We start from the raw sequence: 7,833 nt of genomic DNA, 5'->3' as shown, positions 1-7,833 counted from the left end.
CGCAAAGCGCAAGTGGTCCTCCATCCGCTTGCCCAACACCACCTCGTCCTTGTTGTAGAAGCGGTAAGCCAAAGGATTGACGCTGTCTGGACCCTCATACCGGATGGGAGAGAGGTCGGTGAAGAATCCGCTGCTCAATTCATGGCTCCTTTGATGGCGGGATAAAGTGCGCGGAAGCGGCCATAGGCATCGGTGAAAGCTTGGCTGAGCTGTGTTTCGGGCTCTATCGTTTCGGCGGTCGGCGGGGCCGCGCAGACCGCAAGCGGATCGGCATTCTCGGCAGCGATCAGCCCGAGACGCGCTGCACCGAACGCCCCGCCGAAATCGCCGTCTGCCGGCAAGTCGATAGGCAGGTCGAGCGCAGTCGCCAGAACCTTGAGCCAGTAGCGCGAACGCGAACCGCCACCGATGGCCGTCATCCGCGTCAGATCGGTGCCCGCCTCGCGAAGTGCTGCAAGATTGTCGCGGAAGGCGAAGGCGACGCCTTTCAGTACGGCGCGGGTGAGTGCCGCCCGGTCCGTCGCATGCGACATGCCGATGAAGCTGCCGCGGGAAACGGAATCGTTGTGCGGGGTGCGTTCGCCGCCAAGATAAGGCAGGAAAATCGGCCCGTCCGGCGCATAAAGATTGGTGCCGAGCTCCCCGGCCAGATCGCCGGCCGGAACATCGAGCGTGCGGGCAAGCCAGTTGAGCGAGTCGGTCGCGGCCAGGATCACGCCCATCTGGTGCCAAGTGCCCGGCAGAGCGTGGCAGAAGGCGTGCACCGCACTCTCCGCATTGGGCAGGAAGCTGTCATTCGCGGCGAAAAGCACGCCTGACGTGCCGAGCGAAATGAAGGCCGAACCGGCATGGACCGTGCCCATGCCGCAAGCGGAGGCAGCATTGTCGCCGGCACCTCCGGCCACCACGACGCCCTCGCCCATGCCCCAGCGACTGGCGAGTTCACCACGCAGAGTGCCCGACACCTCAGTGCCTTCGATCAGCGAAGGCATATGGTCTTCGGTGAGGCCCGTGGCATCCAGCAACGCACGAGACCAACGCCGTTCGCCGACTTCGAGCCAGGAAGTGCCGGAGGCGTCCGACATTTCGGAAACCTTTTCGCCCGTCAGCCAGAGCCGGAGATAATCCTTCGGCAAAAGCACGGTCGCGGTTTGGGCGAACACATCCGGCTCATTGTTGCGCACCCAAAGCACCTTCGGCGCAGTGAAGCCCGGAAATACGATGTTGCCGGTCAGTTCCCGGAAGCGCGGATCGGCGTCGAGTGCCGCAGCCTCTGCATGGGAGCGCGTGTCGTTCCAGAGCATGCAGGGGCGCAAAACCTTGTCCGATGCATCGAGCAGCGTCGCGCCATGCATCTGCCCTGAAAGTCCGATACCGCGCACGGCCGAAAGCTCGGCGCCATGGCTGATTTTCAACTGTCCGAGGGCATCCTCGGTCGCTGCGACCCAGGCCGCAGGTTCCTGCTCGGACCAGCCGGGATGCGGCCGGCTTTGCTCCAAAGCACCGGTGGCATGCGCGACGACGCGCTGATCCCCATCGATCAGCATCGCCTTGACGCCGGACGTGCCGAGATCAAGCCCAAGATACATGCATTTCCTCCCCGATCTTCCGATCGCGATGCTCGTCATACCAAACTTTTCGAGCTCCGCCAGAATTATTTCGCACGCCGAAATAATTCTCACGCGCCGACCATCTATCGAGCCGGATGAGCTGAGCACCGCCGAAATCTTCACGGATTTTCAACCATGCAAAGCGAAAGTGGCAGGAACGGCCGCATGGCCTCCCTGCCCTCGAACGGTTCGGTGTCTGTTCAAGTGTCTGAGTTCCGCTCCCCTTCCCGCCGTACCGTCCTATCTTCGATCGGCACGACGTTGCTTCTGGGCTCGATCGCCGGCTGCTCGCGCGTGGTCGATTTTTCCGAGTTCAACCTCGATCAGACGACCACCGGCTCGATCCGTCCGCAAATCGGCATCGACAAGGGCGTGACACGGCCTGAGACGATGTACGCCGCTTACAATGATGGTCGCTTCACGGTTCCAGAAGTGCCTTACCAGAAGGTCGAGGCGAGCCTGCGCCGCCAGATCGTGGTCGACCCGACCGGCGAGGCACCGGGTACGATCGTCGTAAGGCTGGCCGAAAAGCGGCTCTACTACGTGCTGCCGGGAAACGAAGCGATCCGCTACGGCGTCGGCATCGGGCGTGACGGCTTCCGCTGGTCGGGCCGCGCGATCATCCAGTACAAAAAGGAATGGCCGACCTGGACGCCGCCCAAGGAAATGATCGCGCGTAAGCCGGAAGTCGCCAAATGGGCAGGCGGCCAGCCTGGCGGTCTCGACAATCCGCTCGGCGCGCGCGCCATGTATATTTTCCAGAACGGCCAGGACACGGGCTATCGCGTGCACGGCTCACCGGAATGGTGGACGATCGGTCAGGCCATGAGCTCAGGCTGCGTGCGCATGATCAATCAGGACGTGATCGACCTCTACAACCGCGTCAGCAATAAGACGCCGATCGTGGTGGCCTAAGCGCTTCAGGCAGCGACCGCTTCGCCTTCCACCGGCTCGGCGACCGGCCGTTTCTCCAGCCTGTGACGCAGCCAGTCGCGCTTGATCTGCGCGAGAGGCTGCGGACGGGCGATATGATAGCCTTGAAACAGATCACAGCCGGCAACGCCAGCGATCAACCGCTGATCCTCCGTTTCGATGCCTTCGGCGATGATTTTCAGGCCCAAGGCCCGCGAGACTTGGGTCAGCGCGAGCAGGATCGTGCGATCCACTTCCGACTCTTCGAGTTTACCGACGAAACTGCGGTCGATCTTGATCGAGTCGACGGGGAAATTCCGCAAATATGAAAACCCGCAATGGCCGGCGCCGAAATCATCGAGCGATATGTGGATTCCCATCGCGCGCAGTCTGTGCAAGCGGTCGAGCACGGCCTTGCTCGCATTCATCGCGACCGACTCCGTGATCTCGATCGCGAGCCGCGTGGCCGGCATGCCGGTTTCGCGCAACACGCGCTCGACCATCATCACCACATCGTCTCGCTTGAACTGGTTTGCGGAAAAATTGACGCCGACCTTCGATTGCGGCTCGTCGGCGAAGTCAAGACAGGCGCGGCGCAACACCCATTCGCCAAGCATATCGATCAGAAGCGAGCGCTCGGCGACGGGAATGAATTCGGATGGAGCGATGAGGCCGCGCACGGGGTGACGCCAGCGCAGCAACGCTTCGCAGGCACGCAGCTCGTTTTCGGTGCCGACGATCGGCTGATAGGCCAGTTCCAGCTCGTTCATCAGGATCGCCGCGCGCAACTCGCGCTCATAGAAGCGGTCCTGGTTCTGGTCGCGCAGCATTTCGATGTCGAAAACCGTCGCCTGCGCGCGTCCGCCGCGCTTGCTCTCGTAGAGAGCGAGGTCCGCGTGGCGCATGGTCTCATCCACCGACAGGCCCTGCCCTTCGGCCATAGCAATGCCGACTGACGCAGAAAGGCTGATCGATCGTCCGGCACAGTTCACTATCTGCGAGAGATCGAGAAGAAAGCGGCGGGCAACATCGACCGCGTCCTGCACCGTACCCTTAAGAAGGAGCGCGAACTCGTCACCTCCCAGACGCCCGAACAACGCGTCCGGTGCAACCGCCTCAGCGACGCTCGTCAGGCGACGAAGGGCGGCGTCACCAACTTCGTGACCGAACGCATCATTGATCTGCTTGAGATAATCGAGGTCGATTAGAAGCAAAGCATGGATTTCGCCCGTCCCAGCCTCTCGGGAGCAAGCGTCGCACGCCATGAGAAAGCTCGCTCTCGTCAGCGCACCAGTCGCCTCGTCATGGCTGTGGATATAGGCTTCGCGCTCTCGCAAAGCTTCGCGCTCGCCGTGAATGGCCAGCACGCGCCGCCGCAAGTGAGCCATCAAGAAGAGGGTGAGGGCTCCTGCAGTCGCGACACACGCAGCCATGGCGGCCGATAGAGTCGAGGCCTCGAAGCTGGTCAGGGCTCCCAAGATGCCCAGTGCGGCGAGAAGCCATACGGTTCCCACCAGCAGGCTGTAACGAGCCTGCATAACTTCCTGAGAATCGACAGGCTTGGGCACGCGGTTCGACTGCGCTGATTGAACTCAGCACGCAGTCTTGCGCTCAATCCTCAAGATCGCATGAACCGGTTTTGACAGTTCCATGACACTTGGCAAGTTGATTAACGGATTCTTTGAAGTAACGCCAATGCGGAAATCAGTCGGAGTAGCGCTCTTCCTTCCAGGGATCGCCGCGATTGTGATAGCCGCGCACTTCCCAGAATCCCGGCTTGTCGTGCTCAAGGAAGTGGATGCGATTGAGCCATTTGGCACTCTTCCAGAAATAAAGGTGCGGCACGACGAGCCGTACCGGGCCACCATGCTCGCGCGTGATCGGCTGGCCTTCCCAGTGGGTCGCGATCAACGCGTCCGCACTTGCGAAATCGTCCAGCGCAAGGTTGGTCGTGTAGCCGTCATTGGCGCGCAATTCGACGAAACGCGCTTCGGCGCGCGGCTGTACGATGTCGAGCAGATCATGGGTGGAAAGTCCGCGCCAGTGGTTGTCGTAGCGGGACCATGTCGTGACGCAGTGGATGTCGGAACGGAACTCGCTTTGCGGCTGGGCTGAAAAAGTCTGGAAATTCCAGCTCACCGGATGCTCGACCGCGCCGGTGACGTCGAGCCGCCAGCTTTGTTCGGAGACGTTCGGCGTCAGGCCCAGATCGAGCACCGGCCAGTCTCGCACCAGATGCTGTCCGGGCGGCAAGCGATCGCTTTCCGGCCGGGTCTCGCGTCCGGTGAGGAACTTGCCTTCTTCCGCCCAGCGCCTTTTGGTCCGCGTCAGCTTGGTGTCTTCGGGTGTCTCTTCGCTCATCGGCATCGAACTCCAATCGCTGTTCGAGATACGCATAGCGGCTTATGAAAACTAGGGCGGGTCTTCCCCCTGTCACGCGCTCGTGCTCTAAGCCGTGCAACAACCTTGCTTGGAGGACGCCTTGGCCGAAACGATCGTGATTGCGCAGGGAGGCGGTCCGACCGCCGTGATCAACCAGACGCTGGTCGGCGCGGTGCTCGAAGCGCGACGTCGCTTCAAGGGCGTCAAGGTGCTCGGCTCTATCCACGGCGTGCGAGGCATTCGCGACAACAATTACGTTGATCTGTCGGATATCCCCGAAGAGCAGCTTCTGCGCATCGCCGGCACACCGAGTGCCGCTCTTGGCTCGACGCGTGACAAGCCCGATGCAGCCTATTGCGAAGTCGTGCTGAAGGGCCTCAAGGAAAAGGGCGCGGACGCCTTCATCTATATCGGAGGCAACGACACGGCCGGCACGCAAGGCATCCTCTCCGACGCGGCCGCAGGGTCGATTGCGTTTGTCCACGCGCCCAAGACCATCGACAACGACCTTTGCGAGAACGACCACACGCCGGGCTTCATCTCGGCAGCCGAATTCGTGGCTGGCGCCTTTCTTTCCGTCGATCTCGATTTTCGCGCCCTGCCCGGCATCTATGTGGGCATCGTCATGGGCCGCCATGCCGGCTTCCTGACTGCCGCTTCCGCGGCTTGGCGCATCGATGAGGAAAGTGGCCCGCACCTGATCTATGCGCCCGAACGCGCCTTTACCCGCGACCGTTTCATCGACGACGTGCAAAGGACGCTCGACCGGCACAAGCGCTGCATCGTCGCAGTTTCCGAGGGTGTCTCAGCCGAGGACGGCCGCTCGCTGGTGGAAACCCTGACGCCCGCCGACAGGCTCGAGCGCGATGCGCATGGCAATGTGAAGCTGTCGGGCGGCGAGCTCGGCATGGCCTTCGAGCGCATGCTGGCCGAAGGCCTGCCGGGCAAACGCGCCCGTGTCGACACGCTGGGCTACATGCCACGCGGCAATATCGCGACGATCTCCAAGGTCGACGCCCGCGAAGCCTTTGAGGCGGGAGCGTTTGCGGTGGAGGCCGTGGATCACGGCGGCGGCTCCGTGGCGCTCACTTATGATGGCAGCCAGACAATCAACAAGATCGTTCCCCTTTCCCATGTCGCGGCGAAGACCCGTCACATGCCCGACGATTTCCTCGATGCGCACGAGAACAGGCTTTCGGAAAAAGGCCTTGCCTACTTCCAGCGGCTGGTGCCGGAGAAGTTCGCGGTCGGAAAGCCGTTCGTCTAGGCCGACGCCAGCCAAGTTTTAATCGCAGGGGCCAGTTCCGTCCTCGCCCTGTCGGTCCGGTTGCTTCGCCCGCGCGAACTCCCCTCGCCCGCCTTTCGATTGTCGTCAAAGTGAGGCTTGCAAAGCAACGCGGATCAGCGCTTAAAGCGCGCCGCGGAGCAGAGCGGAATAGTATGACAAAACGGAAGATCGCCGTGATCGGCGTGGGCAAGATCGCGCAGGACCAGCACCTGCCTGTGATCGAAAAGAGTTCCTATTTCGAACTCGCGGCGACCGTTTCGACACGCGGCGTGCAGCATCGCGACCTGCCCGTTTATCGAACCGCCGCTGAACTTTACGCCGCTCATCCCGAGATCGAGCTCGTTTCGGTCTGTACGCCGCCGGAGGTGCGCTGCGAATTGGTGCGCGAGGCGGTCGATGCGGGCAAGGATGTGTTGCTGGAAAAGCCGCCGGCGCCTACGCTTTCCGAATTCACCGACCTTGTTGCGTACGCAAAGGCGCAAGGACGTCTGCTCTTTCAGACATGGCATTCGCAATACAACCAGGCGGTAGACAACACGCGCGATCTGCTCGCCTGCGAAGGCGTCGAGAGCTTGCATATCGACTGGAACGAGAGTGTGCGCAAATGGCACGCCGGGCAGGAATGGGTATGGGAACCGGGCGGCTTCGGCGTCTTCGATCCAAGCATCAATGCGCTCTCGATTCTCGCCAAGATCATGCCCTTCCCGCTTTGGGTGCGTGACGCAACCGTGCGCACCCCGGAGAACCGTCAGACGCCTGTCGCGGCCGATGTCGTCTTTGCTTCCGCGCAGGCCCACGCGCCGAAACTTTCGGGCCATTTCGACTGGCTGTCAGATGAGGACCGTTGGACCTTCTCCATTCGCACGCGCAAAGGAACCAATATTTCGCTCGAGAACGGTGGCATGCGCCTGCGCATCAATGGAGAGTTGCGCCTCGAAGGTGCTTCCGAAGAATATGAGCGGATCTATGAGCGCTTCGCACAACTGCTCGAACGGCGTGAAAGCCTGGCGGACGACACGCCGCTCAGATGGGTCGCCGATATCATGATGGTGGGAAGGCGCGAAACCGTCGCACCGTTCGAATGGTAGTGTTTGGTGACCGGCTAAAGGACGCTAAACAACCCATCCGCCTTCAATTTGCTTCCTCCGCTCAAGCCTGAGAATTGCACCACCGGCACTCTCCAACCATTGTTCGCATCCAGGTTTTGGTGCGATGTCTCACATGCGCGGAGCGTGAGGCACTGGGACCGGATCGAACAGTCGTCCTTATTTCGCAATCAGAGGGAACAGGCGCAGGTTAGGCCTGTGCCGAAGAAGCTAGTCCGGTGACGCAGCGAGAAAAAGCAGCGTTGATAATATTGGCTGTTTGCCCATCTGGGCAAAGAGAGCGACCTCACTACAACGGTAATGGCCCAAATCAATTTCGAACTTCGAGGGCTGAGACACGGGCCAAGACCCGCCTTAGCTCTTGCAGGCGACGCCTGAAGCGACGCCGGTCGTTGAAGTCGATCTTTACCGCCCCCCCGTCCTCCTCCTGCCGTTATTTCTGGAGCGGGTTTCGGATGTCTCAAACGGCAAAACCCGCCATGGGTTTGGCGGGTTTTGTTGTTCATGGTTGCGGGGGCAGGATTTGAACCTGCGG

General features: G+C 61.4%; 6 protein-coding genes and 1 pseudogene. 3 read left to right on the top strand and 4 right to left on the bottom strand.

Annotated elements, in window-relative coordinates; genetic code table 11:
• Nucleotides 1-138: pseudogene (locus NGM99_RS21465) on the bottom strand (xylose isomerase); the annotation flags it as partial.
• On the bottom strand, nucleotides 135-1,589 hold the full coding sequence (gene xylB / locus NGM99_RS21460; RefSeq protein ID WP_252822811.1) for a xylulokinase: 1,455 nt from the start codon (nucleotides 1,587-1,589) through the stop codon (nucleotides 135-137). The gene xylB and the pseudogene NGM99_RS21465, both read right to left, overlap by 4 nt.
• A 186-nt stretch (nucleotides 1,590-1,775) precedes the next feature.
• Here xylB and NGM99_RS21455 point away from each other — a divergent pair, with 186 nt between their 5' ends.
• A complete protein-coding gene (locus tag NGM99_RS21455; RefSeq protein ID WP_252822809.1) occupies nucleotides 1,776-2,525 on the top strand; it encodes a L,D-transpeptidase in 750 nt (249 codons plus the stop codon).
• A 5-nt stretch (nucleotides 2,526-2,530) separates the two neighbouring features.
• On the opposite strand, the gene NGM99_RS21450 is transcribed toward NGM99_RS21455, so the two are convergent.
• Both NGM99_RS21450 and NGM99_RS21445 read right to left on the bottom strand, forming a co-directional pair.
• On the bottom strand, nucleotides 2,531-4,060 hold the full coding sequence (locus NGM99_RS21450) for a putative bifunctional diguanylate cyclase/phosphodiesterase (protein ID WP_252822807.1): 1,530 nt from the start codon (nucleotides 4,058-4,060) through the stop codon (nucleotides 2,531-2,533).
• A gap of 166 nt (nucleotides 4,061-4,226) precedes the next feature.
• On the bottom strand, nucleotides 4,227-4,883 hold the full coding sequence (locus NGM99_RS21445; protein ID WP_252822805.1) for a sulfite oxidase-like oxidoreductase: 657 nt from the start codon (nucleotides 4,881-4,883) through the stop codon (nucleotides 4,227-4,229).
• Between the two features lie 121 nt (nucleotides 4,884-5,004).
• Between NGM99_RS21445 and NGM99_RS21440 the strand changes: the two genes are divergently transcribed.
• Nucleotides 5,005-6,171, top strand: coding sequence for a diphosphate--fructose-6-phosphate 1-phosphotransferase (locus NGM99_RS21440; RefSeq protein ID WP_252822803.1), 1,167 nt, complete (start codon nucleotides 5,005-5,007; stop codon nucleotides 6,169-6,171).
• A gap of 173 nt (nucleotides 6,172-6,344) precedes the next feature.
• Nucleotides 6,345-7,280 carry a Gfo/Idh/MocA family protein gene (locus NGM99_RS21435; protein ID WP_252822801.1) on the top strand — a complete coding sequence of 312 codons (936 nt, stop codon included), beginning with the start codon at nucleotides 6,345-6,347 and terminating at the stop codon, nucleotides 7,278-7,280.
• The last annotated feature ends 553 nt before the right edge of the window (nucleotides 7,281-7,833 follow it).

The sequence above is a fragment of the Mesorhizobium liriopis genome (assembly GCF_024053505.1).
Classification (GTDB): Bacteria; Pseudomonadota; Alphaproteobacteria; order Rhizobiales; family Rhizobiaceae; genus Mesorhizobium_B; species Mesorhizobium_B liriopis.
The sequence above is the reverse complement of the archived record's forward strand: the minus strand, read 5'-3'. Positions and strand labels throughout refer to the sequence as shown.

Coding starts and splice junctions, on each gene's coding strand:
- xylB (WP_252822811.1), bottom strand. CDS start 1,589: ATGTATCTTGGGCTTGATCTCGGCACGTCCGGCGTCAAGGCGATGCTG.
- NGM99_RS21435 (WP_252822801.1), top strand. CDS start 6,345: ATGACAAAACGGAAGATCGCCGTGATCGGCGTGGGCAAGATCGCGCAG.
- NGM99_RS21445 (WP_252822805.1), bottom strand. CDS start 4,883: ATGAGCGAAGAGACACCCGAAGACACCAAGCTGACGCGGACCAAAAGG.
- NGM99_RS21450 (WP_252822807.1), bottom strand. CDS start 4,060: ATGCAGGCTCGTTACAGCCTGCTGGTGGGAACCGTATGGCTTCTCGCC.
- NGM99_RS21455 (WP_252822809.1), top strand. CDS start 1,776: ATGGCCTCCCTGCCCTCGAACGGTTCGGTGTCTGTTCAAGTGTCTGAG.